The sequence below is a fragment of the Sporofaciens sp. St.21A7 genome, from assembly GCF_059728535.1.
This window is the reverse complement of sequence record NZ_BAAGFN010000001.1, coordinates 4,763,683-4,790,409: the sequence shown is the minus strand read 5'-3', so window position 1 is coordinate 4,790,409 and position 26,727 is coordinate 4,763,683. Positions and strand designations below refer to the sequence as shown.

Annotated in this window: 25 protein-coding genes; 12 read left to right on the top strand and 13 right to left on the bottom strand. The window is 46.1% G+C overall.

The window, feature by feature from the left end; translation table 11 throughout:
- The first annotated feature begins 117 nt into the window (after positions 1-117).
- From AC6I3O_RS23835 to AC6I3O_RS23790, 10 genes are all read left to right on the top strand, one after another.
- A complete protein-coding gene (locus AC6I3O_RS23835; RefSeq protein ID WP_497852999.1) occupies positions 118-312 on the top strand; it encodes a hypothetical protein in 195 nt (64 codons plus the stop codon).
- 65 nt (positions 313-377) lie between these two features.
- Positions 378-1,817, top strand: coding sequence for a proline--tRNA ligase (proS, locus tag AC6I3O_RS23830; protein ID WP_497852998.1), 1,440 nt, complete (start codon positions 378-380; stop codon positions 1,815-1,817).
- A 200-nt stretch (positions 1,818-2,017) separates the two neighbouring features.
- The gene (locus tag AC6I3O_RS23825) at positions 2,018-2,527 is read left to right on the top strand and encodes a spore maturation protein (protein ID WP_497853587.1); all 510 of its coding nucleotides are present in this window, start codon (positions 2,018-2,020) and stop codon (positions 2,525-2,527) included.
- Between the two features lie 438 nt (positions 2,528-2,965).
- Entirely contained in the window at positions 2,966-3,640 is a 675-nt protein-coding gene (locus tag AC6I3O_RS23820; protein WP_322200798.1) for a response regulator transcription factor, read from the top strand.
- Entirely contained in the window at positions 3,621-4,988 is a 1,368-nt protein-coding gene (locus tag AC6I3O_RS23815; protein ID WP_497852997.1) for a sensor histidine kinase, read from the top strand. The genes AC6I3O_RS23820 and AC6I3O_RS23815 overlap by 20 nt, the downstream gene beginning before the upstream one ends.
- Before the next feature lie 137 nt (positions 4,989-5,125).
- Positions 5,126-6,505 (top strand): ABC transporter permease, encoded by a 1,380-nt coding sequence (locus AC6I3O_RS23810; RefSeq protein ID WP_497852996.1) that lies wholly within the window; start codon positions 5,126-5,128, stop codon positions 6,503-6,505.
- A 14-nt stretch (positions 6,506-6,519) separates the two neighbouring features.
- A complete protein-coding gene (locus AC6I3O_RS23805) occupies positions 6,520-7,821 on the top strand; it encodes an ABC transporter permease (RefSeq protein WP_497852995.1) in 1,302 nt (433 codons plus the stop codon).
- Between the two features lie 14 nt (positions 7,822-7,835).
- Entirely contained in the window at positions 7,836-8,471 is a 636-nt protein-coding gene (locus tag AC6I3O_RS23800) for an ABC transporter ATP-binding protein (protein ID WP_322200802.1), read from the top strand.
- 330 nt (positions 8,472-8,801) lie between these two features.
- Positions 8,802-8,858, top strand: coding sequence for a hypothetical protein (locus AC6I3O_RS23795; protein ID WP_497853585.1), 57 nt, complete (start codon positions 8,802-8,804; stop codon positions 8,856-8,858).
- Positions 8,848-10,182 carry a MobA/MobL family protein gene (locus tag AC6I3O_RS23790; protein ID WP_497852994.1) on the top strand — a complete coding sequence of 445 codons (1,335 nt, stop codon included), beginning with the start codon at positions 8,848-8,850 and terminating at the stop codon, positions 10,180-10,182. The genes AC6I3O_RS23795 and AC6I3O_RS23790 overlap by 11 nt, the downstream gene beginning before the upstream one ends.
- Before the next feature lie 131 nt (positions 10,183-10,313).
- On the opposite strand, the gene AC6I3O_RS23785 is transcribed toward AC6I3O_RS23790, so the two are convergent.
- The 12 genes from AC6I3O_RS23785 to AC6I3O_RS23730 form a co-directional block, all read right to left on the bottom strand.
- Complete coding sequence (locus AC6I3O_RS23785; RefSeq protein WP_497852993.1) at positions 10,314-11,186, bottom strand: carboxylesterase family protein; 873 nt, start codon at positions 11,184-11,186, stop codon at positions 10,314-10,316.
- A 29-nt stretch (positions 11,187-11,215) separates the two neighbouring features.
- The gene (locus AC6I3O_RS23780) at positions 11,216-12,055 is read right to left on the bottom strand and encodes an aldo/keto reductase (RefSeq protein WP_497852992.1); all 840 of its coding nucleotides are present in this window, start codon (positions 12,053-12,055) and stop codon (positions 11,216-11,218) included.
- Between the two features lie 13 nt (positions 12,056-12,068).
- The gene (locus tag AC6I3O_RS23775; protein ID WP_497852991.1) at positions 12,069-12,824 is read right to left on the bottom strand and encodes a carboxymuconolactone decarboxylase family protein; all 756 of its coding nucleotides are present in this window, start codon (positions 12,822-12,824) and stop codon (positions 12,069-12,071) included.
- A gap of 34 nt (positions 12,825-12,858) precedes the next feature.
- Positions 12,859-13,308 (bottom strand): flavodoxin family protein, encoded by a 450-nt coding sequence (locus AC6I3O_RS23770; RefSeq protein WP_497852990.1) that lies wholly within the window; start codon positions 13,306-13,308, stop codon positions 12,859-12,861.
- A 22-nt stretch (positions 13,309-13,330) separates the two neighbouring features.
- Complete coding sequence (locus AC6I3O_RS23765; protein ID WP_497852989.1) at positions 13,331-13,867, bottom strand: flavodoxin family protein; 537 nt, start codon at positions 13,865-13,867, stop codon at positions 13,331-13,333.
- 18 nt (positions 13,868-13,885) lie between these two features.
- The gene (locus tag AC6I3O_RS23760) at positions 13,886-15,238 is read right to left on the bottom strand and encodes a flavodoxin (RefSeq protein WP_497852988.1); all 1,353 of its coding nucleotides are present in this window, start codon (positions 15,236-15,238) and stop codon (positions 13,886-13,888) included.
- A gap of 5 nt (positions 15,239-15,243) precedes the next feature.
- Positions 15,244-16,287 carry an alpha/beta hydrolase gene (locus AC6I3O_RS23755; protein ID WP_497852987.1) on the bottom strand — a complete coding sequence of 348 codons (1,044 nt, stop codon included), beginning with the start codon at positions 16,285-16,287 and terminating at the stop codon, positions 15,244-15,246.
- Positions 16,288-16,291: 4 nt separating this feature from the next.
- Positions 16,292-17,458, bottom strand: a complete 1,167-nt coding sequence (locus AC6I3O_RS23750; protein WP_497853583.1) for a flavodoxin — start codon at positions 17,456-17,458, stop codon at positions 16,292-16,294.
- A 57-nt stretch (positions 17,459-17,515) separates the two neighbouring features.
- Complete coding sequence (locus tag AC6I3O_RS23745) at positions 17,516-18,685, bottom strand: iron-containing alcohol dehydrogenase (RefSeq protein ID WP_497852986.1); 1,170 nt, start codon at positions 18,683-18,685, stop codon at positions 17,516-17,518.
- Positions 18,686-18,726: 41 nt separating this feature from the next.
- Positions 18,727-19,668 (bottom strand): alpha/beta hydrolase, encoded by a 942-nt coding sequence (locus AC6I3O_RS23740; protein ID WP_497852985.1) that lies wholly within the window; start codon positions 19,666-19,668, stop codon positions 18,727-18,729.
- Between the two features lie 169 nt (positions 19,669-19,837).
- The gene (locus tag AC6I3O_RS23735; protein WP_497852984.1) at positions 19,838-20,740 is read right to left on the bottom strand and encodes a LysR family transcriptional regulator; all 903 of its coding nucleotides are present in this window, start codon (positions 20,738-20,740) and stop codon (positions 19,838-19,840) included.
- 15 nt (positions 20,741-20,755) lie between these two features.
- The gene (locus tag AC6I3O_RS23730) at positions 20,756-20,935 is read right to left on the bottom strand and encodes a helix-turn-helix domain-containing protein (RefSeq protein ID WP_075821022.1); all 180 of its coding nucleotides are present in this window, start codon (positions 20,933-20,935) and stop codon (positions 20,756-20,758) included.
- A gap of 187 nt (positions 20,936-21,122) precedes the next feature.
- Between AC6I3O_RS23730 and AC6I3O_RS23725 the strand changes: the two genes are divergently transcribed.
- Entirely contained in the window at positions 21,123-22,682 is a 1,560-nt protein-coding gene (locus AC6I3O_RS23725; RefSeq protein WP_497853581.1) for a DUF4368 domain-containing protein, read from the top strand.
- 80 nt (positions 22,683-22,762) lie between these two features.
- On the opposite strand, the gene AC6I3O_RS23720 is transcribed toward AC6I3O_RS23725, so the two are convergent.
- Positions 22,763-23,911, bottom strand: coding sequence for a hypothetical protein (locus AC6I3O_RS23720; protein WP_497852983.1), 1,149 nt, complete (start codon positions 23,909-23,911; stop codon positions 22,763-22,765).
- A gap of 248 nt (positions 23,912-24,159) precedes the next feature.
- Here AC6I3O_RS23720 and AC6I3O_RS23715 point away from each other — a divergent pair, with 248 nt between their 5' ends.
- Positions 24,160-26,727 carry a bacterial Ig-like domain-containing protein gene (locus AC6I3O_RS23715; RefSeq protein WP_497852982.1) on the top strand — a complete coding sequence of 856 codons (2,568 nt, stop codon included), beginning with the start codon at positions 24,160-24,162 and terminating at the stop codon, positions 26,725-26,727.

Here is a 26,727-nt window from a genome sequence, read left to right as displayed (position 1 = left end):
TTTATGGACGAAGTCCACCCGCCCCGTCAGGGGCATGAATTGCGGGATGCCCTGTGGGTATACCTTTATGGACGAAGTCCACCCGCCCCGTCAGGGGCATGAATTGCGGGATGCCCTGTGGGTATACCTTTATGGACGAAGTCCACCCGCCCCGTCAGGGGCATGAATTACGGGATGCCCTGTGGGTATACCTTATTGGACGAAGTCTACCAGACCCACAAGGGGCATGAATTACGGTGTGCCCTTTGGGGTACGATTACCGAGACCGAGGATACTTCCGACAACGAGAGTACTTTTAGAAGATGTCCATGAATCTGGGAGTGCTGAGAATATGGTGGAGCAAGGGCCCTGCCGGAAAAGAAAAGGAGAAGAGAAACATGGCAAAGGAAAAACTGGTAAAAAATATCACATCCAGAGAAGAGAATTTCGCACAGTGGTATACGGATGTGGTACGCGAGGCAGAATTGTGTGATTATTCAAGTGTTAAGGGATGTCTGAATTACCTTCCGAATGGATATGCGATTTGGGAGCTGATTCAGGCTGATTTGGACAAGAGATTTAAAGAAACCGGAGTGGAGAACGTATCCCTTCCGCTGTTGATTCCGGAGGCGCTTCTTGAGAAAGAGGCTGACCATGTAGACGGTTTTGCGCCGGAGGTAGCATGGGTAACACACGGCGGTATGGAGAGGTTGCAGGAGAGGCTGTGTATCCGTCCGACATCTGAGACATTATTCTGTGATTTGTGGGCAAGGACGGTCAAGTCCTACAGAGATCTTCCTAAGGTATGGAATCAGTGGAATTCCGTACTCCGTTGGGAGAAGACCACCAGACCTTTCTTGCGTTCCAGGGAATTCCTGTGGCAGGAGGGGCATACCATCCATGCGACTTATGAGGAAGCAGAGGAGCGTACTATCCAGATGCTCCATGTATATGAGGATTGCTACAAAGAGACACTGGCGATTCCGTTTGTATCAGGAAGAAAGGCAGAACATGAGAAGTTTGCGGGGGCGCAGGATACCTATACCATCGAAGCATTGATGCATGACGGTAAGGCGCTGCAGTCAGCCACCAGCCATTTCTTCGGAAGCGGATTCCCGGATGCATTTGATATCAAATATGTAGATAAGAACAATGAGCTTCAGAGTGTATACGAGACTTCATGGGGATGGTCCACCAGAAGTATCGGCGCGCTGATCATGGTTCACGGCGATGACGACGGGCTGGTACTGCCTCCACATGTAGCTCCTGTGGAGTGCCGGGTAATTCCTATCGCACAGCACAAGGAGGGCGTTCTTGACAAGGCTCACGCGCTTTTAGATGAACTCAAGAAAGCTGGATACAGAGTGAAGATTGATGATTCCGAGAAGAGTCCGGGATGGAAGTTCTCTGAGCAGGAGATGTTAGGAATTCCGACACGTATCGAGATTGGGCCTAAGGATCTTGAGAAGAACCAGGTAATTGTGGTACGCCGGGATACCCGTGAGAAGATTGTGGTTTCTATGGATGAGATTGCTGTTAAGCTCCGCGAGATTTTAGAGACGATCCAGCAGGATATGTATGACCGGGCAAATGAGTTCCTTCAGGGACACATTGACACAGCGGTCACGATGGATGAGATGACAGAGAAGTTCAAGAAGAACCGTGGATTCGTGAAGGCATGCTGGTGCGGCGATCCGGAGTGTGAAGGTGAAGTGAAGTATGTGACAGGCGGCGCGGCGACCAGATGTCTGATTGAGGACGAGGATATGATTTCAGACAAATGTATCTGGTGCGGCAAACCGGCAAAACACATGGCTTACTGGGGCAAGTCATACTAATTTGGCGTAAGAGGCGGATAGTAAGCGGCAGTCATGCATTTTATGGAGAATATAGGAAAAGGTCAGGTGCATGCAGCATCTGGCCTTTTTTGGAAGCGGCAAGATGCAGGCTTATAGCTTCATAAAATGGATATTGCCCACATACAATAAGAATAAGCTTTGTATGAAAATGGGGACGCCGTGTGAAGTTATTATTGTTTATGACCGACTTTATCGTGCCGCTGGTAATCTTCGGAATCATTAGTTATGGAATCCTGATGGAGGTAAATGTATACGATACTTTTATCAAGGGAGCTAAAAGCGGTTTTTTTACAGTCATTAAGATTATGCCGACGTTGGTAGGGCTGATGGTTGCCGTGGGAATCCTGCGGGCGTCGGGGTTTTTAGGATTTATCTCGGAAATAATCGGAAGTGTTACGGGTTCTTTTGGTTTCCCGGGGGAGCTTGTCCCGCTGACGGTAGTCAAGATGTTCTCGTCCTCGGCGGCAACAGGGCTATTGCTGGATTTGTTCAAAGAATTCGGGACAGATTCTTACATAGGATTGATTGGGTCTATCAGTATGTCCTGCACGGAGACGATTTTCTATACGATGAGTGTGTATTTCATGACGGCGAAGGTGACGAAGACGCGTTATTCGCTGACGGGCGCGCTGCTCTCTACGCTGGCGGGATTGATTGCCAGTGTGATATTGGCGGGGCTGATGATATAAAAAGAAGGGAGTGTCAAATGGCGGTAGTCCATAAGGAAATATTGCAAAATTTGTGACGAATGCCAGGTAAACGGAAAAAGAATAACTGCTATGCAAAAGGGTTATCCGATTGCATAGCAGTTTTCTTTTGTCTTTCTATTTAGTTTTTGATTTTCAGCGTTCCAACGGAACGCGCAGCCATCACCGCAGGTGATGATCTCAGGGGTTGGGGGACATGTCACCAACAAGCATTTAGCAGAAATTCCGGGGACGGGATTTCTGCTAAATACGCAATCTTACGGAAGATTGCATTGCTTGCGAACTGTATCGTGAATTCCTGTTAACCGCTAATTGTAAAATCTATTGCTATTATTCATTTAAATGTCTATAATAAGAAAATCGAAAAATCTAATCAAAAACTAATCAAGCCTTAGTATAATCAGATTGGAGGTTTCAGATATGGCAAAAACAATACTGATTATTGAAGATGAAATAGCAATACAAAATATCTTAGCCGAGCCGCTTAGAGCCTGCGGCTATGAAGTTGTGACTGCATCGGATGGTCTGGAGGGTATCAATGCTTTTCATACCCACCACATAGACCTTATCCTTTTGGATATTATGCTGCCGAAAATCAACGGATATGCTGTTTGCGAAATGGTACGACAAGAAGCACAGACCCCAATTATCCTTTTGACTGCCCTTGATACAGAGGATGACCAGATAAAAGGTTTTGATTTATTGGCAGATGACTATATCACAAAGCCCTTTTCTATCAAACTGGTACTAAAGCGTGTGGAAGCATTGCTTAGAAGAACAGAAACAACGGATATGGGTACAGACATTATCCGATATAAGGAACTTCAGATAAGTGCCAAGCAAAGGCAAGTTCTTGTAGCAGGTGCAGAGGTCATTCTTACGCAATCCGAGTTTGATATTTTACTCTTGTTCCTTAAAAATCAAGGACGAGTATTCACAAGAGATGAGCTGCTCAACCTTGTGTGGGGATATGAATTTATCGGCGAGGAAAAAAGTGTCAACTTCCACATTATGAATTTGCGAAAAAAGTTAGGCGTGGATTACATAGAAACTGTCAGAGGGGTGGGATACAAAATTGCGAAAGAAAATCAGTAACTCACTAAGTGCAAAAGTGTTCCTGTGGGTCTTTACCGCATTGACCTTGTGTAGCATTTTGATATACGGCATTGTCCTTATATTCGTGCCACAAAGTTATCAGCTCACAGGTAGCAAACAATTTGAAACCAATGCGGGAGCGTTGTTCTCTGCTCTGGAAAACAAAAACTATGAGGACGGAACAACTCTGATTACAAATTTCTGTATTGAAAACAATGCCGTGGCGATGTTAGGAAATGAAAAGAACAGCGTTACTTTCGGAGATTTTGACAACATTGGCGACGACCTGTCAACAGCACAGACCTATACAACAGATGTAACCTTTTCTGAAGATAAGGCAAGCTATACGCTTTCTGTTATTTCTCTTTCCAAAACGGCAAGTGAACTGTTCAGTCTGCTGCTCCGCTTTATTCCGTTAGTATTGACGGTCATTCTGCTTCTATCTGCCCTAAGTGCTTTGATTTGCAGCCGAGTGATTGTTGCACCGATTGCAAAAATCAGTCAGATTTCCAAGCGGATGACCGAACTTGATATGACTTGGAGATGTGATACAGACCGTAAGGACGAAATCGGTGTGCTTTCTTCCAGTCTGAATACAATGGCGGCAAGACTGCAAAGTACAATGGAAGAACTGGAAACAGCAAATCAGCAGCTAACCAAAGATGTCAAGAAGTTTAAGATGCTTGAGGAACAGCACAGGAATTTCTTTGCGGCTGTTTCCCACGAGCTGAAAACACCGTTGACTATTCTGAAAGGTCAGCTTGAAAATATGATATTAGGTTTCGGGGACTACCAAAATCACGACAAGTATTTGCCGCAGGTACTAAAATCCGCCGAGGACATTGAATACTTAGTCAAAGAGATACTGTCCATTACGAAAATGGAAACAATGAATATCGGAAGCTCTCTGGAAACACTCTCTTTAGCTGATATGATAAGCAAAGTAGTCACAGAATTACAGCCTTTGGCTGCTGAAAAGGACATTGCTATTTTGCAGAACATCCCAGAAGATATAAGCGTATCGGTCAATCGCAACCTGTTTGCCAAAGCATTATCCAACATCATCGGCAACGCCATCCGCCACTCAAAAGATGGGGCTAAAGTTTATGCAGATTTTGACAGGGATACGCACATTCTGGTTGTGGAAAATACAGGCGTATTTTTGGATGAGGATAACTTGGAAAATATGTTTACGCCGTTTTACAGGGCGGACAAATCCCGAAGCAAAGCCACAGGCGGAAGCGGTCTGGGATTATACATTGTAAAGACTATCCTTGACCTGCACCAAATGGGATACCAAATCATGAATACCGACAAAGGTGTTGCGTTCTATCTGAAATTAAATTAAAATCATCTTCTAAGGAAGCCGTCAGTTATCTGGCGGCTCCTTTGCATCTCTAAAAACGAATGAAACGCATACCAAATGCTAACCAAAAACTAATCAAAAAAAGATATGATTGTCAGCAGAAAGGAGATGTTGCCTAAATGGATTATAAAAAGCGGGCAGGTCTGTATCTGCTCCGCAAAAAAGGAAATGCCATCAGTATCTTTCTGCTCATAATGGTCGTTTCGACCTTTCTCATTTCCTGTTTTACGCTTCTTACCGCATCCGAGAAATTAGCGAGCGACATTCGAGGAGCTTTAGGAGCTGCCTTTTATCTAAGGGCAAGTACAGGCGTCGTATCAGATGAAAACGGCGAAATGACAGTTACGGAAAACCATATCCGTATTACTGATAATGAGATAAAGCAGATACAAAGTTGTGGCGATATTGCATACCACAATCCTATCAATTATGGATATGCCAAGGGCGAACAACTTGCTCAAGGCAATCCCATTACTTTTATCCACGGAGAGAAACACACTGAGGATAACAATATGGGAGCAGTTACAGCACTTTGCTACTCTGCATTGGAAACAGATTTTGTAGACGAGGTACTAACTCTTTCCACAGGCAGACATATTACGGAAGCAGATACAAATGCCATTTTGATAAGCTCTGATGTGGCTGCTGCGAATGGCTTGTCTGTTGGAGATAAGATTGTCTTGTCATCGTCCGAGCTTGGAGAAGCTGACGGCGAGTACATTGATGTGTGGTCTGGGGAAAGAAAAGAGATAGTTGTAACGATTGTCGGAATATATGACATTCTGGAAGCTGATGCGAATGTAACAGCAACCGCAGGCAGACAAGAAAATCGTATTTACGCAAGTATTGATGTTTTGACACAGCTTGCCGCAAGCGAGCCGTCTGTTTATACAGGCGAGGTTGGTTTTTATGTGACCGACCCTAAGACACTGGATGAGATTGTATCTAAGGTGCAGCAGATAGAGGAAATTGATTGGAAAACACATTTTATCCGCACTAACGATTTTCAGTATTCTAAAATTGCCGATAGTCTTGCTTCTTTAGGGGATTTAATAAAAATCCTGTTGGCGTGTGTTTCCATAGTGAGTGCCGCTATTTTGACTTTGATTTTAACTTTGCGTATCAGAGGTCGCATACCAGAAGCAGGCATCCTTTTAGGAGCAGGTATCCCAAAGGGGGAAATCATAAAGCAATTTCTGTTAGAGGTACTGTTTGTCGCTGCCGCCGCCTTTCTGTTCTCTTATGCTGTGAGCTTTAAAATAAGCCATAACTTAGGTAATTATCTGCTTGCAGATTTTCAGCCTAATCTTATAAGCAGTGCGGTATTGCAAAGCGGAATAAGCGATGCAGTAAATATCGACAGTTATCTCACTCTGGGTATTGGAAAAACTCTGATGATATATGGATGCCAGCTTATCGTAGTTGTGCTTTCTGTACTACTTTCATCGGCTTCTATCTTGAAGCTGAAACCAAGAGAGATACTGACAAAAATGAGCTAAGGAGGATATGCGTAATGAATTTTGTAAAGAGAGCTTTTCTTTACTGCTTTCGGCAGAAAGCAAAGACATTGATTTTGTTCTTGGTATTGGCGATTATTTCGACCTTTTTTTTGACAGGTCTGGCAATCCGTGATGCATCCGAGGGTGCGACTGCGGATGTGCAGACAGCTATCGGCGGTAAATTATTTTTGGAAATTGACCCTACCAACCAATACGATTCGAGCCAAGACGGATACGGGATGACCTATACCTACAATGGCGATTACATTACCCCAGAGATTTTAGATGCCATTTCAAAGGTGGACGGCGTTGTAGATTATAATTCTGACAATCCGAGAGGATTTTGGGGAGCAGGCGTGGACTTTCAATATTTACCTGCGGCATTTAATTTGAGCTATACCCCTTATGGAGAGTCGTCTGCGTATACGGCAGCTCTTTCCTCTGAAAAAAGCTCTGATTTTGAAAGCGGAAAGTACAGCCTTGTGGACGGCAGACACATCACCCCCGAAGATAAGTATGTCGTGATGATTTCAAAAGAGCTTGCGGATTACAATAAGCTGTCTGTGGGTGATGTGATGACAATGTACTGTCTGGACTCCGACAGTAATGTGGAGCTTAAAATTATTGGTATTTTTGACGGTACGGAGGGTACTTCTGGGAACGGCGGTTTTTCTGTATCGGATATACCCGCAAACTGCGGCTATGTGGACTACACGACGATGTTTGAAAACTTTGGTCGTAAGATAGACGGTTATACACAGATTGATATTTATGTGGAAGACCCTGTAAGCATCCAGAATGTCTATGATAAAGTAAAGGACTTGCCAGAGTTTCGTGGAAAATCCTTGAAACTGAGCATTGATACCGATGAATATGAGGTCGTACAAGCACCGCTTGAAACCTTGCAGAGCTTGGTAAATACCATTATCGTGATTATCATCGTTGTAAGCTCTCTTGTGCTGACACTTCTTTTAACTCTTTGGATTAGAGGGCGTAAAAAAGAGATTGGCGTTTACCTGTCTATTGGTAAGAGCAAGACGAGCATTATCGGGCAATTCTTTGTGGAAACTGTGACCGTTGCGATTGTCGCATTTGCAACTTCTGTTTTCTTCGGCAGTCTGATTGCAGGAAAAGCAAGTGAATTTTTGGTTTCCAGAGTAACAACAGGTGCAGCAACGCTTCATGTTGAAATTTCAGCGGCGTATCTATTGCCTGTGTATCTTATCGGTATTGCCATTATTGCGATTGCAGTAGTGCTTGCATCGTGGACGGTGTTCCGTTTGAAGCCGAGAGATATTCTTTCAAAGATGAGCTAAGGAGGTAGAAAGCGATGAATATTATGGAGATAAAAGGAGTTCGCTACTCCTATGATAACAAGCGAAATGTGTTAAAAGGCGTGAGTGCTGAATTGGACGCAGGGAAAATGTACGCCATACTTGGACCGAGTGGCTGCGGAAAGACAACGCTGCTTTCCCTGCTTGGTGGATTAGACAGTCCGCTTGAGGGGCAAATCCTTTTTGAAGGGCAAGACATTGATACCGTAGGTCTTGCCACGCACCGCAAAAACAATGTAGCCTTTATCTTCCAGAGCTACAATCTGATTGATTATCTTACACCAAAAGAGAATGTGGCTCTGACTTCTAAACTGCCGCCACAGCCTATTTTAGAGCGGGTGGGACTGACCGAAGAAGAAAGCAAACGAAATGTTCTGAAACTTTCTGGCGGTCAGCAACAGCGTGTAGCGATTGCCCGTGCGTTAGCTTCTGATGCAAAGGTCATCCTTGCCGATGAGCCGACAGGCAACCTTGATGAAGATACAGCAGCAGAAATCACGGCAATTTTGAAAGAATGTGCCCATCAGATGAATAAATGCGTGGTTATCGTCACGCACTCCAATGAGCTTGCAAAGCAGGCAGATGTTATCTTTCGATTGAAGAAAGGTGACTTGCAGGTCGCAGGAAATTAGAGGGTAAGCAACGAAATATTCAGAATGAACAGGAGGGGGGGGGGGGGGTAACATGGGAAATTAGTTGTATTAGATATATCCGAATCCGGCAGACAGATTGGTGAGAAGTTATTTGCGGTTCTTAATGCTGGAAGAAAAAAAGAACTGACTGAATTTGTCCGGGAATATGAGGGAAACTGTGTTCCACGTTTTCCTTCATACCTTCGTAGCAACAATCCATCATTAACTGAATTTCAGGAGGGCAACCTGTACGTATGCCTGGAGCAAAGGCTTGTACGGGTTCAGGATCAGACTGTCAATCTGACAGCTAAGGAGTTTGATATACTGGCATTGCTGATTCGAAATCCAAAGCGGGTGTTCACCTATGAGATGATTATTGATTTTTGATCCATACCCTCCCGGTCACAATCCTCATGCTCATATCATGCTGACAGTGCGCCCGTTAGATGAAAAAGGGAACTGGCAATATAAGACGCAGAAAGAATATCTCTGTGTGAAAAATGGAGAGGAACAAGGCTTTACTGCGGATGAGTTTAAGGCAGCACAGACAGAGGGATGGGAAAAGCAATACCAGTATAAGGTAGGAAAGAAAAAGGTTTATATGACTGCTTCTGCTGCTGAAGAAAAAGGCTATGAACGGGTATCGAAATACCCCAAAAGCACGAAATACGGCAGACAAAATCCCATAGCCGAGCGTTGGAACAGTGAAGAACAACTTGTTTTATGGAGAGCGGCGTGGGCTGATGTGACGAACCGCCATTTGGAGCAATACGGACACGACGAACACATCGACCACCGCAGCCATGCAGAACGGGGACTTGATGAACAGCCTACTATTCACGAGGGTGTGGTTGCAAGAGCATTGGAGAAAAAGGGTATTGTTTCTGACCGCTGTGAGTTAAATCGTCAGATTAAGGCAGACAATGCGTTGCTCCGTGAGCTGAAAGCAACGGTCAAGAAGCTGATGCAGGCAGTTAAAGCATCTGTTCCTGCTCTTGCAGAAGCAATGGAGTCCTCACGGGCGAACATGGTTATTTTCCGCTATCAGATTCGCTATGCTGGTTTTGGAAAACACAAATTATCGGAAAGCCTGAATGTGCTGAAGCCCGATTTAGAGCGATATTCCTTACTGGTACAGCAGATTAAAAATAAGACTAAAGAACGGAAAACGCTGCTTGCAGAAAAGAAAGCGACACCATTTTATCAGTTTGTTGCTCATAATGATTTGGCAAAACAGATTGCCGAACTGACAGAAGACTTGGAAGAACTGAAATACGAAAAGACGATGCTCCTCAGTTCATTTGATTGTAGTGAGGATACTGGAATCGCCGAAGTCAAAAAGAGTGTTGCGGCTATGGAGGAAAATTTGAAACGGCTGACAAAACAGGAAGAAAAATATGTTGCTGAGTTGGAGGATGCCTTAAAGCAGTTCTCAGAATTAAGGGCGCAGGCAAAAAATGTGGATTCGGCAGAACTCTTAGAACAACGGGCTGCCCTGCAATCAGATAAAATTCAAGCTGCCACTTCCAAGATTAAAGCGGCATACGGAGAAAAATTTGATCCGCTTATCCTGTTTGACAGCAAACGTGATGTATCTGAATTATTGGAAGAAAAAACAAAGGTACAATCCGTTCGTGAGCATTTGAAGAAAAAGCAGACGCACAAAAACGGGTATAAAAAGACGGCAAGGAAACACGAACAGGAAAGATAAAATTAGCGGGAGTAAATTCGCAAATTCACTCCCGCTTTTCCTATTCCTGTATTCTACGGAAAACTCTTTTTCTAAAATGGCGACGGTCGCCGTTTTACAATAGGCAAACACATTGTGCTTTATTGAATTTCTTATGTTTTGCTTTTTGAAAGAATCCAACTCAAAATGGTTTCATCATCAAACACGATATTGCCGCCGCCGTGGTAGTTGTAAATGCCACGGCTGTTAAAGTACTCGTTGTCGGGGATTTCAAGAGCCAGCAATTCGCTGATTTGCTCGTCTGTATATCCCTTTTCACGGTAGGCTGCTTGCAAGCTGTCATAGGCAGAGCGTGCCTTTTCAGAGCCGTAATACTCGTCGTTTTCAGCCATAAAGATATATACGGCAACATCGTTCTGTGCTATTTCCTCATAAGTACCGTCCCATTGCGAAGCTCCGTGCAGATATGCCGCATACAAATCAGGGCGCATTGATACCGCTTGTGACATTGTTTCACCGCCTGCCGAATATCCGGTAGCATAAATTCTTGCCCGATCAACTGAAAAATTTTCGATAAAGTATTCGGTCAACTCAACCGCCTGCCGTGCAGATGTTTCGTGCCAGTCGGTAAGTTGGGCGGAAACTACAATCATATCTTCGGGAAGTTCTGTCCATACCCGAAAACCGTTCCATTCCAGATTACTGCCCGATGAATCCTCATCAAACCACATCATATTGTAACCCGGCATTGTCATTACCAGCGGATAGGTTTTGCTTTCGTCGTAATCCTCCGGCAAGTAATAACTATAATGAATTTCTCCGTCATTGCCGTCCAAAACCTGCTCGGCAATAACACCTGTTTTTTCGGGCGTGTTCTCCGTTTCGCTCGGTGTCTCCGATTCGGCAGGAGCAGTTTCGGATATGTCGTTGCTTTCCGAATCAACTATGGGCTGATTTGCCGAGCAAGCAGTAATCAAAAGTGAAACACTCAATATAACAGCAGATAGAATTACTCCTTTTTTCATTTGTTCCACCTCGCTTTGAAAAGCCATTGTTAATGCAGTTTCACAAGCCTTTCCACAACTGCTGGATCGTAATGAGAGAAAAACAGGCTTTTGTTTTCGTCCAATGCCCGGATAGCGTTCATATCGCTTTCATCAAGGGTGAAATCAAAAACATTGATGTTTTCTTCCATACGCTCTTTGTGGGTGGATTTCGGGATTACCACAACATCGCTTTGCAAGAGAAAACGCAGAGCGACCTGTGCTGCGCTTTTACCGTGCTTTTTGCCGATTTCATTCAGCACGGGATTGGTAAAGAAATCTTTTCTTCCCTCGGCAAACGGGCCCCAAGATTCGTGCTGTACGCCGTATTTCTCCATATACTCGTGGGCGATTTTCTGCTGTTGGAAAATATGGGTTTCCACCTGATTGATTGCAGGCTTAACCTCCACGAAGCTGCACAAATCCACCAGTCTGTCGGGATAGAAATTGGAAACGCCGATTGCACGAATCCAGCCCTCTTTGTAGGCTTCTTCCATTGCACGGTAAGTGCCGTAGTAATCGTTAAAGGGCTGATGAATCAAAACGAGGTCGATATACTCGGTTTGCAGTTTGCGTAAAGATTCCTGCAAGGATTCCTTTGCTTTTTCATCGCCGCCGTTTGTAATCCAAATCTTTGTGGTGATAAAAAGTTCGTCACGGGGAACGCCGCATTTGCTGATAGCATTTCCGACTGCTTCCTCGTTGCCGTATGCCTGCGCTGTATCAATGGAGCGATAGCCTGCATTGATTGCGTCCAATACGCAGCGTTCACATTCCTCGTTTGACACCTGATATACGCCGTAGCCCAGCTTCGGCATTTTGATTCCGTTATTCAAAGTCACATATTCCATAATCCTTTTCTCCTTATTTTATATTTGCATAATCTTCGTCGCTGACAGCCTCGCACCACTCGGTATGGGTATTTTCTCCCGGCACTTCCACCGCAAGGTGAGAAAACCAACTGTCCGGCGCTGCTCCGTGCCAGTGCTTCACGCCTGCCGGGATATTGACAACATCACCTGCCGTCATACAAATCGGTTCTTTGCCCCATTCCTGATAAAAGCCCCTGCCGGCAACGCAGACCAAAATCTGACCGCCACCTTTCTCGGCGTGGTGGATATGCCAGTTATTCCGGCATCCCGGCTCAAAGGTCACATTGAAAATCCCCACCTGTTCTTTTGAAATAGGGGCAAGATAACTTTGTCCCACAAAATACTGTGCAAAGGCGGCGTTTGGCTGTCCAATCGGAAAGAGCATTGATTTTTCATAAGCGGTCTTTTCGTCCGCTTCATTTGTATCCTCTTTCCAAATATCTTTTGCCAAATGGAAAGCCGCCCACGCTTTGGGCCAGCCTGCATAAAAGGCTGCGTGTGTGATAATCTCGGCAATTTCGTTTTTGGTAATGCCGTTCGCCTTTGCCGATTCCAGATGATGAACAAATGAGGTATCGGTAAGCCCTTGTGAAAGAAGCGCCACCACGGTAATCAAAGAGCGTTCTTTCAAGGAGAGTTTGTCCTCTCTGCTCCACACCTGACCGAAAAGCACATCGTCATTGAGTTCTGCAAATTTCGGCGCAAATTCTCCAAGGGCGGTTCTTCCCGCCGTTTGCTTTACTGCCATACTGTTGTCCTCCTAACATATTGATTTATTGTTTTCAGATGTTTTTTGCTAATTTAGCCGCTTCGGAACGATTAGTTGCCATACCTGCATATTTCATTCCGTAAAGCGCCGTAAAGCGTTTCATCGTATATTCTCCAGCTTCCAGCATCCATTTTTCCGGCGAAGCGCCTTGAAAGAGGAAATAAAGTGTTCTGCCCGACAATGAGCCGTTTTCTACCAAGCCGTAGAAGCGATCCAGCACATTTCGCACCGAGCCGCAGATATTGTGCCAATACAGTGGAGAGCCGATAACAATTACCTCTGCCTGTTCCATTTTCGTAATGACCTGACCCAGCTCGTCGCCCTCAAAGTTCTGCCTGTAGCTTCCGATTTTATAATCGGTCAGATTCAGCGTTTCATATTCTTTCCCTTTCAGAAGCTCGCTTGCAAGTGCAGCAGTATTTCCGTTCTGATTAGGGCTTCCGTTGATAAATAAAATATTCATTGTTTTTCTCCTGTTGTATGCACTAAACATTTTTGCCCATTTCATAGGCTTGTGCCATAGCGTGGGTATTCAGTATCTCGCCCTTTTCATAAACGCCTGTACCGTAAATCACACCCATTTCCTTTGCGCCGTTTACACAGTCTGCATAGCCACGGAAGCAGGCAAGGGTGGTTTCCATAGACGATTTATCTTCATCAGCGGCGGTCATAATGTAGTAAAACTCTTTATCCTTAACCTCCAGCCAGCGTGCAACTGTTCGGTCGATCACCGCCTTTAATTGTGCGTCAATGGAATAGAAATAAACGGGGCTTGCAAGCACAAGCACATCGACGTCGATCATCGCTTGCAGGATTTCAGCCATATCGTCTTTATAGGCGCACTCGCCGCCGTGTTCACGGCAGAAATAGCAGGCGTGGCAGGGCGCTATCTTTTTGCTTGCAACATTGATTTTGGTTACATTGTTGCCGCTTTTCTTTGCTCCGCGCATAAACTCATCGCAGAGCAAATCGGAGTTGCCGCCTTTACGGGGACTGCCGGATAAGATAAGTATATTTTTCATTGTTTAAATTCTCCTTGTTTAGTTTTTGTAGCCGAGCTCGGTCAGCCATTCGTCAACATCGCTTTCGGCTTCGTCCACATTGTTGCCCGAATAGGTAAAGTAGTCATCGGTCAGTACGGTGGAATCCGGGCAAAGCTCGGCTACGGTAGAAATGCTGCTCGCCCCCGACGAACTGCCGTTATGAGTAAAGAATGGAATGATTGTCTTACCTGACAGGTCATATTCTTCAAGGAAAGACCAAACAGGCATTGGCAGATCGTACCACCAAATCGGGAAACCCACAAAGATAACATCATATTCAGCCATAGTTTCGCTGTCTATGTGAGAGGAAAGGGGCGGGCGGGTGCCACTGTTCAGTTCGTCCTGTGCTCGATCAAATACATCGTCCTCTGTGTAGTCCACTTCGGGAGTGATTCTGAACAGTTCGCCGCCTGTTTTATCGGAAATCCAGTTCGCAACCTGCTGTGTGTTGCCCGACCACGAAAAATAGGCTACCAAGATATTTGAATCTCCGGCTGTGCTTTCTTCGGAGGTGCTGTCGGCAGAATCATCTGTGTTGTTGTCTGCGACGGTATTATTGCTTACGGCTGTGTCGGTGTTATCCGTAGTGGTGTTGTTCTGCTGACCGCAGGCGGCCAGAGCAAATACACAACCGATACATAAAACAAGTGAAAGAATAGATTTCAATAATTTATTCATAGTGCCTCCTTGAATTTTCATTTTATTTTTCTTCATTTGCAGAAGTTTTCTCCCATAATAAGTGATAAAAGCAAAGGGAAAGGACATTGCGACCGTTTCAAAAAAGTATAAGACTGCCGATTTATCGGTATCAAAAAACTTAAACTCGGTAAGGTAAAACAGTTCCTCGTAAAAGGCTCTGCCGATAAACACATAAACGCCGTATGCCGCCAGTAAAACGGCAAGGATTTGACCCGCCCGCAGAAGTTTCTTATTCTTTTTAAGTTTGTTTGTCAAAGAGGTTAAATGCAGTCCCAAGTGCAGGCTCATCAAGACAAATGCCCACGCAGTCGATACAAGGTGAAGCGTTCTGCCGAATCTTGCCCCACCCAAATTCAGAAAAGCAAAAACCTTTCCTGAAACCAGCACCGAACTCACCATACAGCACAGCATAGCGGCGAGCAGGGCAATATTGATTGTTGCCAATGTGATTCTTGTCGCTGTAAATTTCCCTTTGAAAAAAGATTGATACCAACGAAAATTGAGAATATTGTGCTCAATAAACAATACAAACAATACAATACCGAGCCATTCGTGTAATCCGTCCGACCATAAATGCTCCTGCATAAGAGCGACAAAAATCAGATACATCGCAATATCAATGATAATTTTAACTGTTCGCTTGCACCTCATTTTCATCACCTCCATATCCAGCGCAATCCATTGTAAAAGTAGAGCATAGCATAGTAGCCGGAATGATCGCCGTCGGATTCAAGGTAATATAGATTGCCCTCTGCTTCATTATCGGCAAAACGGAAAAGTCCGCTGTCGCTTTCTCTCATAGCGTCAATTCCATTCTTAAATCCCGAATAGGCGAAATCATTTGTACCCGAAGCGGCAAAGATAAAGAAATCGTCCCATTCGTGACCCGAATCTTTAATTACGCTCTCATAGGTTTCTATGCTTGCCGCCGGGCCGCCGCTTGACGGCATAAAGTAGCGGAAGTAGTCAAGGGAATGCTCAAAGGTGCGCCAAGTTGCCATAGAACCCATTGAAAATCCGCAGAAAGCTCGGTAATCACGGGAAGCGGCAATCGCTTCGGGGGTGGTGTCCTCGGCATAGGTGCTGTATTTGCCCTCTACCGCCGGGATAAGGTCGTTTATCAGCTCATTGTGATAATTGTCGGTCAGCCGGAGAGCAAGGCTGTAATCTCCGCTGTCCTCCGGGCTTGTGTTGTTGTAGGTAGGGCAAACAACAATCATCGGTTGAATTTCGCCGTTTGCAATCCCGTGGTCGAGAATATGTTTCATTCCCTGCAGCTCATCGGGATTGCCGAGATAGGTATATTCGTTGCTCCAACCACCGTGCATAAGGTAGAACACAGGATATTGCTTGCTTTCGTCATAGCCATAGGGCAGATACACAACGGCGTGCTTTTGGAGTTTTTGGCTCTTTTCGTTGTAGGAAAAGGATTCGTGAGTATCGTAATAAAGGTCTTGCAAAGTACCCTGCTGTTCTGCCTCGGTCAAATAACTGTCGGGAATCGGGGTAAGCGAAGCAGGAAAACGGTTTGTACCTTTCTCTGTGTCAGACGGCTCACCGTTGTTTTCAATCTCCGTACTGCCGCCTTCTGACCCCGACACCTCGCTGCTTTCCGAGGTGTCGGGTGTCTGCGAAGCACACGCTGAAAGAATGAGCGACGAGGCGATCAGCATTGTCAAAATTATAATCCCTTTTTTCATAGTGTTATCTTTCAAGGCTTTCTACCCAAGCCGTTACATCGCTTTCGCTGACGCCGGAACTAAAACGCTCGCCTGTCAGCCAATCGCCCGTGCCTGCCATTTCAGCAAGCAGTTCGCCGCTTTCACCAAGTCCCGAACTTGAAGATGTGGCAAAGGGAATTACGGTCTTTCCTGTAAAATCGTTGGCTTCGATAAATCCGTCAACAGGCCAAGCGGCAATTCCCCACCAAATGGGATAGCCGATGAAAATTGTGTCGTATTCGTCCCAATTTTCCACGGTGCTTTTTACAAGGGCAATATCACGTTCATCGGGATTATCGTGTTCACGCACAACACGGCTGTTATCGTCCGTCCAGTTCAGATCGGCGTCGCTGTACGGTTCAGCGGGCTCTAACTCGAACAAATCACCGTCTGTTGCGGTAGCAATAGTTTTTGCCACATTCTCGGTATTGCCGGTTGCGGAGTAGTAGACAACCAATGTTTTACCTGCTTCATCGGTAGGCTGCTGTGCTTCGGCAGAAGAATCGGGCTGTTCTTCGGATTCGGTAAGACCAAGAGAATTTACCCAATCTACGATTTCCTGCTCTGCGTCCTGAATATCATTGCGGGAGATAGATTTGCCGTCCAATACCTCGGCGTTCGGCTCAAGCTCCTTGATTGTGGAGATTGTACCCGAAAATCCGCTGCCGCCGTGGGTGTTAAAGGGAATAATGGTCTTGCCGGAAAAATCGTACTCGTCAAAGAAAGAGTACAGGATCATCGGCATATCGCCCCACCAGTTGGGATAACCCACAAAGATATTTTCGTAGGTATCAAAGTTTTCAATCTTGTCTTTGATTGCCGGTCTTGCATTGTCGCTTTGTTCTTCACTTGCAAGGTCAACCAGTTCGTCGTGGTCGGTGGGATAGGGCGTTTCCGGCTCAATGCGGAAAATGTCAGCTCCAACTGTTTCCTGAATCACATAAGCCATATACTGCGTATTGCCCAGCGTTTCACCGTCAATTACAACCGTACTGTCATCAACATTATCGGGCATTGAGAAGTACACCACAAGATTTTTTCCGTTTGTGGTACTCGGTGCAGGGGTACTTTCGTTTGTCGGGGTACTGCTTTCTTCGGGTGTTGCGCTGGGGGCTTCATTTGTCGAACAGGCTGCCAGCGACAGCACCATAGCAAGCGCCATAAAAAGTGAGATAATTTTTTTCATCGTTTTTATTCCTTTCTGTTTTTAATAACATTCCTTGAAGATTTCAAGGATTTCTTCGTGGGTCATTTTTTTGTAACTACCGGGCATAAGAGCGCAGGAATCTGCAATCGCTTTCAAGTCGGTATTTTCATTTACTCCCAAGTCCTGCAAAGATACAGGCAGTCCGATTTCGACAATGAAATCTTCCAAAGTCTCAATACCTGCAAGGGCGATTTCTGCGTCTGTTTTGCCCTCTGTTGAAACTCCCATAACATCGGTTGCAAACCGTTTGAATTTTGGCAAGCCGTATTTGTAAATATGCCGGTAATAAACGGGGTGCAAAACGGCAAGCCCCTCGCCGTGGTTGCAGTTTGTGTATGCGCCAAGTTGATGTTCCATTTGGTGACACTCAAAATCCATTCGCTTGCCCAGTTTGATAACGCGGTTTTCCGCCATTGTCGCCGCCCACATCAAATTGCTTCGTGCGGTGTAGTCCTGCGGATTCTGAATAGCGGCACGCAAGTTTCGGATCACGCTTCGCATAAGCGCCTCGGAAATATCATCCGATACATTGTCCTCATTCGGCTCGCTGAAATAAATCTCCATAATGTGTGACAGAATATCAAAGCTGCCGGACACCATTTGTTTTTGGGGAACGCTGTAAGTATAGGTCGGGTCAAGCAATGCGAATTTGGGATTGCATTGCGGATAATCTCTGCCCGTCTTGATTTTCAATTCCTCATTAGTAATCACAGCGCCGCCGTTGCACTCACTGCCCGTACCCGTAACGGTAACGATTACACCGAGGGGTAACGGCTCAAAATCAAAAACACCCGGTCTTGCCCAAAAATCTTCCCACACATTGCCGTTATATCGGGCAGCAATAGAAATCGCTTTGCAGCAGTCCATAACAGAACCGCCGCCGATTCCCAAAAGCAGACTGACATCGTTTTCCTTTGCCAGCTTCGCACCCTCCAATACCTTTGCATAGGTGGGATTCGCCATAATACCGCTAAACTCCACAACGGTTTTTCCTGCGGCTTCCAAGATTTTTGTTGCCTCGTCATAGATACCGTTTTTCTTGATTGAGCCGCCGCCATAACATAGCATAACGGTATCGCCGTAGGCCTTCGTCAGGCAGCAAAGGTATTCCTTTACACAGCCTTTTCCGAAAAACACCTTTGTAGAGTTTTCAAAAATAAAGTTATTCATTGTCATAGTCCTTTCTCTGATTTATTGATAATTTGAGCTAATCATTGCATTTGATTTTCCCAAAAATTCACAGCGTCGTTTATCCAACCCTCTGCAACCGTTCCCGTTCCGAGACCGAAGCCGTGGCGAAGTCCCTCGTAATGATGAAACTCTGTTGGGATTCCAAGCTCGTTTAAGCGATTCAGCCGAGCCTCCATTGTACGCCAGTTTGCAATACCGTCATTTTCGCCCACACAAGCGTAAGTCGGCGGGTCGCTTTCGCTGTATTCGCTGTGACCTGTGTACTGCATAATCACAGCCCCGGCCTGCGGTAAATCTTTTTCCCCGAACGCAGCCGTGCCGTAAGAGCCGAGCCAAGCCGCCATTCTTCCTCCTGCCGAGCCTCCCCAAAGGGAATAGCAATCGGTGTTTACTTCTAATTCGTCGGCATTTTCAAAAATAAAGCTGATTGCTCTCGCTAAATCCTCGCAGGCGGTTTGTGCGCCGGGACGGTAGATCAAGGCAAAGGCGTTGTAGCCCATTTTGGATAATTCCAAAGCGTGGGGAAAACTGTCGTGCATTGCACCTACATAGGCAAATCCACCGCCTGCGTTGCATACCGCAAACCGTTCGCCGGGATTTCCTTTGAAGAAGAACAAGCCTGTATCTTCTTTTGCGGGATCGGCCGCTTTTTCTTCATCGGTATAAATATCGTAAAAGATTACATCGCCGTTTTCAGCGTGGCTTTTCATATAGTTTGCAATCTCTACCGCTTTGTCGGGATCGATATTGTTGTACCAAGTGAACACCAGTTCGCCCAATGTATCGCCGCTGTAATAGCTGCTGTTCACAGGGAATATCAGCCTGCCGTAATCGCCAAAGGCAGTGTCATTTATCACATCGGAGATTTCCGTATCTTGCGTATATTGTTCTGTATCATTCTGATTTGTTTGCACAGTAGTTTCTGCTCCTTTGAAATCTGTGTCCGATTCAGTGCTGTTCATATCTGCGCTGCACCCTGCCAAGAAAACAGCTATGCAAATCAGTACCGCAACAAAAGCATTTATTCTCAAAGTCGTCACCAACCTTTCTGATTACATTATAAAAAAACGAGACCTCATAAGAAGTCTCGTTTCGTTCATCAGTTTATACCTAAAGGTTATAACAATCTGTTTAGTGGTACAATTCCTTGCTCACCTTTTCGGCAGCATCCAAAAACTGCTGTACGGTAGGCGTTGGAGTGGGAGAATGGAGGATTCCATAGGGAATACAATGGTTCCACTCCACAGGTATTACTTTCAGTAGAGGGTGAACATTCGCCCATCCGGGAATAGCCAACAATACATCATTTGTATTCTCACAACGATTAAATATATCCATTCCGTAAAAGTCAAAATCCACAATATTTATTTGTGGGTGATTCTGCCAAAGGTCGTCTCGGAGCTGATCGACATAGCGGCTCCAGCCACGGTGCATAAGCAGCAGATTTTCGCCATAGAGGTCAGAAAGCTGCAATTTATCTTTGGTTGCCAATCGGTGGTGAATTGAAACAGCACAATGAAACGGGCCTCTAATCAATTCCAAGCCCGCACAAGCACGAACATCTAACATTGTATCATCGAAGATACCGCTGACTATATCAATGTTTTTGCCTAAATTGGCTAAAATCTCCCGTGCGTTTTCGGGGGTGTTCTCAAAGGGTACAATTTGAAATTTGATATTTGGGTGCAAGGCTTGAACTCTCGACCAAAGTTCCATAAGAAGCTGTGCAGGGGTGATAGGCGATGAACCGATACGAATAATATTGCTATCTTCCTGCATTGCATTTTTGGCTCTTGTAATGGAATCTCTACAATATTGTATAATGTATTTTGAATCCTGATATAGAGAGTGTCCGGCCTTTGTTAAGTGTAGCCCTCTGTGCGTCCGATCAAATAGTTTAACGCCCAACGAATCCTCCAGCAAATTGATTTGTTTGATAACAGCTGTAGGTGTAATAAAGGATTCCTCCGCCGCTTTGTTAAAGCTGCCTGCGTCTGCTACTCTTATAAATGTTTCAAGCTGTGGGTTATACATAACATTTCACCTGCCTTATTGGGACGAATTATCTTTTCTTCGTAAATCTATCGGCTTGTTCGCTGTTTTAGGAATCATCCAAGAACGCCCGAATTTTTGTATTCCGTCTATTCTGCTTTCTTCACATAGTTTTTGAACACGCCGTTCAGAGATTTCCCATTTTTGCGCCGCTTCTCTGACTGATATGTAATCCATTTCTATCCTCCAAAAAGTACGATAACCGAATAATCTTACAATTATATTTTATTCGGTTATGCGTATTTTGTCAAGAATTGGGCTTATGCTTTCTTATGGATTTCTTATGACCTCACGAAAGAGTGATTTTAAAAGTTACAGCTAATTTCTGCAATGGATAACTTTTGACAAAAACTCCCCTTGACAAATCTCGTCTCAAAAGGCTTTATTGTCCAAATATGCGGCAGAACACGGCTTTAGAAACACTATGTTTTTCATGGACGACGGATTCTCAGGGACAAATTTTCAAAGGCCCGGGTTTTTGGAAATGATGAAATATGTGGAGGACTATTCAGTCTCCACCCTGATCGTCAAAGACCTGTCCCGTCTGGGCAGGGAATATTCCTATATGGGACGTTTACAGGATTTCATCTTTCCCGCTTATGATGTCCGCTTTATTGCCATCAATGATGATGTGGACAGCGCCAAGGGCGAGAATGATTTTGCTGTATTCAAGAATGTTTTTAACGATTATTACGCAAAGGACACCAGCAAGAAAATCCGTGCCGTTGTGAAAATGCGCGGGGAGGCCGGGGAACATATTGCCAGCAACCCGCCTTATGGATATGTGAAAGACCCACAGAATAAAAAGAAATGGATTGTGGACGAAGAAGCGGCAAAGGTGGTACGGCGTATCTTTGACCTGTGCATTGCGGGGAAAGGCCCCATGCAGATTGCAAAAATCCTGACAGCGAGCAAGGTGCTGACGGTTACGGCTTATAACGCAAAACAAAAGGGATGGGCAATGCCGGATAACCTGTACCAGTGGTGTTCCAAATCTGTCACCACAATATTGGAGAGAACGGAATACACTGGCTGTACCGTCAACTTCAAGACCTATACCAAATCCTTGAAATTCAAAAAGCGTATGGTGAATCCGAAAGAAAAACAGCGGATATTTGAGGACACACAGCCGGCAATCATTGAACGCGGGCAGTGGGAACGGGTGCAGGAATTACGGACAAACAAACGCCGACCGACAAAGACAGGGAAAACAAGTATTTTTTCCGGCCTTGTCTATTGTGCCGACTGCGGTGCAAAACTCTATTACTGCACCTGCAATACCTACAAAGATGATTCACAGAATCATTTTGTATGTTCCAATTACAAGAGCAACACAGGTTCCTGCCAGATTCATTATATCCGGGAGGTCACGCTTTATAAGAGGGTTCTGGAATGTATTCAGGGAACGCTGTCCTATGTACAGCTGTTCCGGGATGATTTCACGCAGGAAATGCTGGCGCAGGACGAAGCCAGCCGGAAAGCGGAGCTGACGCAGAAGCGAAAAGCCCTCTCCGGGGCACAGAAGCGTATGGAAGATTTGGACAAGATTATCCAAAGACTTTATGAGGATTCCGTTCTGGGTAAGTTGAGTGACCTCCGTTTTCAAAAACTTTCGGCGCAGTATGAAACGGAACAGGCGGAGATTCAGAGACTTGCTTCCTCATTGGAACAAGAAATTGAAAATGAGACGGAACAGATTGCCGATGTGGGGCGCTTTCTCCAGCTTGCAGACCGGTATTCCGACTTGCAGGAACTTGATGCTTCCACCGTAAATGAGCTGATTGACAGGATCGTAATTCACAGCCCGGAGAGAATCGGCGGGAGAAAGCATGTCACCATTGAAATTTATTTTACTTATGTGGGGAAAATCCGTATTCCGCTTTATAAACCGGATATACCTGCAGGTACAGAAAAACCGGCGTAACCTTTCGCTACGCCGGTTTTACCGGAAAATTCATTTACTTCCTTATGGGTGTCCGCCTAAAGACAGCTCCCTTTTGTATCTCAGCGTTTCCTGCCCTTATCATGGGGATTCTTCCATACGTTAAGAGCCGCGACGATTCCAACGATATACAGGATACTAATAAGGATTGTCGGATTATCCTGTAACAGATAAGTAATCGCAACGATGGCAGCCAGTGAAATCAATAGCTGGAATGCAATCAGGATGCGCTTTTCCTTCGCTTCTTTTGCCTGTTGAAGAAATTCGATTCTCCGTTGTTCTAGGGCAAGGTATTCCATAAGGTCTTCGTCCTTAATCCGAGACAGAATCAGTTTGTCTCTGGATTCCTCCTCATTGGCTGAGCGGAATCGGAAGAAACGTTTCTTTGGGCGTTCTTCCTCGTCAAAATCAAAGTCATCCTCAGGCTCGGAGCGGAAGAAACGGCGTCTCAGGCTGCCGCGTCTGGGCTCATCGTCAGGTTCCGTTTCCATATAGTCGGCAGCATTCACCCCTTGCCCGGCAGAAGAGTTAGAAGCGGTTTCTACATCAGAAGTATTGGCAAATCCTGTCTGAGCATCTGTGCTTGTTGCAGACTGAACTCCCGCCTGTGTGGAAGCTGTCGCTGCCGGTTGAGACTGCGTCTGTGTAGAAGCTACTGCGCCCGATTGAGACTGTGTCTGTGTGAAAGCTTCCACTCCCGATTGAGATTGTGTCTGAGCAGCCGTGCCCGGTTGGGGCTGTACCTGTGTAGCCGCTGCCGCTTGAGAGTCTGTCTGGGCTGCCGTTGCCGTCATTGGCTGAGAACCTGTCTGTGTGGCCGTTCCTGTTACAGGCTGAAATCCGAAACGGGAAGCTGTATCCGTTACCGGCAGGTTTGCAGACTGTGTGGCAGTTGGATCCACAGGCTGCCCTGCCGATAAACTGGCGGCATGTATTGCCAACTGTGCCTGAGCAGCGGACGGCGCATTATGATAGGCAGAGATTTGGCTGGCGGCATAAATACCAGACTGATTAGCCGCAAGAGCCGCATACTGGGCGACAAGCTGAGCCGCCAATTCAGCCGTAGATGCGGCATTTTCAGAGTACGCAGAACTGGCCTTATTTATAGGAACAATCTTATTCTCATCCTTAACCCCTTTGTCCTCCCCAGAACATGTTTCTGCAATGTTTTCCTTTGTTTTGTTGTTGACGATATTCATTTCATCTGACACAATTACTCCCTCCTTTTGTGTGAATGACAACAGAAAACCCGGCAGGTTTTCCAAAGTCAATTATCTGAACAATCATCTGCCTTTCTATCATAACAATTTTCGACATAAAATTCAAGGAATCTGAGGGATTGATTGGGAGAAATTTTCAATAACGCCAAAGAGGTTGTTCTGGAAAATGCAGACGGGTTATGTTATACTTATCACGTAATTTTACTGTAAAGCCATGAAATAGAAGAAGGGTCAAGCATATGAAAAAGAAGCGATTACAGATCAGATGGAAACTGGCTCAGATAACCGCCGCCGCATTGCTCCTTTGGGGAGGGCTGACAGCAACAGCGCATGCTTCCGGCAATGTGAATCTGGATCTGACAAAAGGCGATATTGAAATCAGCGTGGACGGCTACCGGCAAAACGGCGGCGACCTGAAAGACGGTCCAGAAGACGGCAGCTATGTCATCACCTCGGATGGCAAGGAGACGGCAAATGTCGTGACGGTAGTAAGCGGCAAGCGGCATGAGATTATACTGGACAGTGTCAGAATCCATGCTGCGGCAAATCCTGTTTACATAGCGCCAAAGGCAAAGGTCAGCATAACCCTCAAGGGAACCAACGTGTTACAGTCCGACGGGTACGCTGCAATTGCAGTGCCGGAAGATGCGTCTTTGATGATTGAAGCGAAGGCGGGCGGCACATTGGACGCATGGGTCGGCGCGGCGTCTGCAAGCGCAGGAATCGGCGGCACGTTTAGAGATAATCAGGGAAATGATATGGCGAACGCTAACTGCGGCACGATTGAGATTAACAGCGGCGTAATCAGCACATCATCCATTGGCAAGGGGAATAACGGTACATCGGCCCAGAGCGGCAGTCTGGTTTCCGACGATGACGGGACGGCATGGATTGATGCGGGGAGTGTAAGCGCAGGCAAGCGGGAGTTTGAATCTGGCGTCATATTTGACGGGGCTGACGGGCAGGTGTACGGCGATTATACATTGAATAAAGAGGGCTTGATGGTTCCCTTTGGCAAGACACTGACCATATCCGGCAAAGGGTCGCTGACAGTCCCGCGGAGATATCCCCTGACCCTTGAGGGCAGCTTAGTGAACAACGGGACGCTAAGGATTGGCGATGAGGGCAGCCTTGCGGGGAATGGCTGGCTTGGCGGCGACGGGAAGTTCTATATACTCAGCGGGATTACGGCAGACATGTTTTCCGTGCCGGACAGAACACTCTACGGCACGGGCGAGGATCACACGGATTATGTGAAGAAATTCGTTCAGGACAGTATAGAGGAGAGCGGTGCAACCGCCGTAGTGCGCGGGATGATATTTAATCGTGCCGAAGGCGGCGACTGGGAGCTGGAAATCAGTCCTTCCAAAGTCATTGAGAAAGGGACTTACACGGTTACATTTACCGACCCGGACGACGAATCGAATCAGGCGAGCAAGACCTTCGAGGTGTTGGACGCTGGGGAACTGACAGGACTGGTACTCAATACTCCGCCTGAAAAGACCCAGTATACCTATGGGGAGCGTTTCAGCAAGAAAGGAATGGAGGCGTCGGTCACATACAGTTCCGGGGCGTCCAAGACGCTGACGAATGACTCGGTGAAGGTAAAAGACGGGAACCTGAACGTAGGGCAGGAGTCTGTGACGCTGTACTATAAGGAAAACGGAAAAGAAGTCACCTGCTCCGTAGGTGTTTCCGTGTCCCCGAAAGAGATTGACGTTTCCAAAATCAACTGGGAAGAGAGGAGTAAGACTTCATTTGTGTATGACGGTACGGTTCAGTCATTTGATTTCCGGGCAGATATGCCGGAGGGGCTGAAAGTTTCCATTGGCGGCGTAAACAGCGCGACGAATGCAGGAACATACGCGGTGACTGTGGATTTCTTTCTTGAGGAAGGTTATGCGGGCAACTACGTGCTTGTGGGAAATACATCGGCAGTGAAAGAATGGACGATTGCGCCCATACAGCTTACGTGGAATACCGGGGATATGGAGATTGCCGGAAATACCAGGGACGGGAATGTCTACGTCTACGGCGAACTGGGAGTAGAGGGAATCCTTCCCGCGGACGCCAAGGGCGAGAAGCTGACTACACGTTTTCCGGTGGATAAGATTACCGGAACCCATAACGGGCTTTCCGGAGACGAGCAAGAGATCACCCTTGGATGGGTGGACGAAAATGACAGGTATTCTCTCGGAAACGACGAGGCGGCAGGAAATTATGCGCTGCCTAAGGAGCTTCCGGTTCTCCCGGCAGTGATTAACGACGTGAAGATTATGGTTGCACCGCCGGAGCTGGAATTTGGGGGCGGTATGGCGTACCGGCTGGATATCGAGAGCGGGATATCTTATGTGCCGGATGGGTTAAGGCTTGAGCCGGATTATGATTTTCCAAGCGAAATCCAGAAAGGGCTGATCCAGGCTGTGATGAAGGAAGGTATCAGCCAGACCTATGTGAATACCTACGACGTTACGCTGATGCGTAAGGAAAAGGGTGAGTCGGAGTGGAAAAGGGTGAGGGCGGACATAGACCCGGACGAAGGGATGACGGTTACAATCTCCTATCCAAAGGGGATTACGCAGAGCGCCCATGACGCAGTGGTCGCCTACATTTACCCGAAAGATATCGGAGAGGAGAAGGCAGGAACCATCGTCTATCCTGAGGTAACGAAGACGGATAAAGGAATCCAGTTTGTAGTCCCGGAAGCTGCGCCTGTGGCAGTCGGCTGGAAGAAAGCTGCCGCTTCAAAAGGATTTAGCTTCTGGAAGGATGTCTTTCAGAAGAACCCGGATAAAAAAGGAAAGTAA